Raw genomic sequence first — 278 nt, forward strand, 5'->3', positions numbered from 1 at the left:
GAGAGCACCGACCAGCGCTACGTCGGCACCGCGCTGAGCGTGCAGACCGCGATCGGCTTCACGCTCTCGGTGGTGACCATCCAGCTGCTGCCGCTGCTGGCCGACGAGGTGGGCTGGCGCTGGGCCTGCTGGTTGCTGGCACCGGGCCCGGCTCTGGGGGCGCTGGCGATGCTGCGGCTGGGCCGGATCACGGCACCTCGACGGTCGTGACCACCGAGGTCACCGAGGGCCGGCGCGGGGTGGAGGAGAAGCCGAAGTCGGGCGCCGGGTGCACCTCG

The 278-nt window shown here is 73.4% G+C and carries 1 protein-coding gene; it reads left to right on the forward strand.

Annotated features, from left to right (window positions below; all coding sequences use genetic code 11):
- A partial coding sequence (locus QWY29_RS20345; protein ID WP_300963045.1) for a hypothetical protein occupies positions 1-210 on the forward strand: 210 nt, incomplete at its 5' end.
- Between the last annotated feature and the right edge of the window lie 68 nt (positions 211-278).

The organism is Nocardioides abyssi, assembly GCF_030412915.1.
In the GTDB taxonomy this organism is placed as follows: domain Bacteria; phylum Actinomycetota; class Actinomycetes; order Propionibacteriales; family Nocardioidaceae; genus Nocardioides; species Nocardioides abyssi.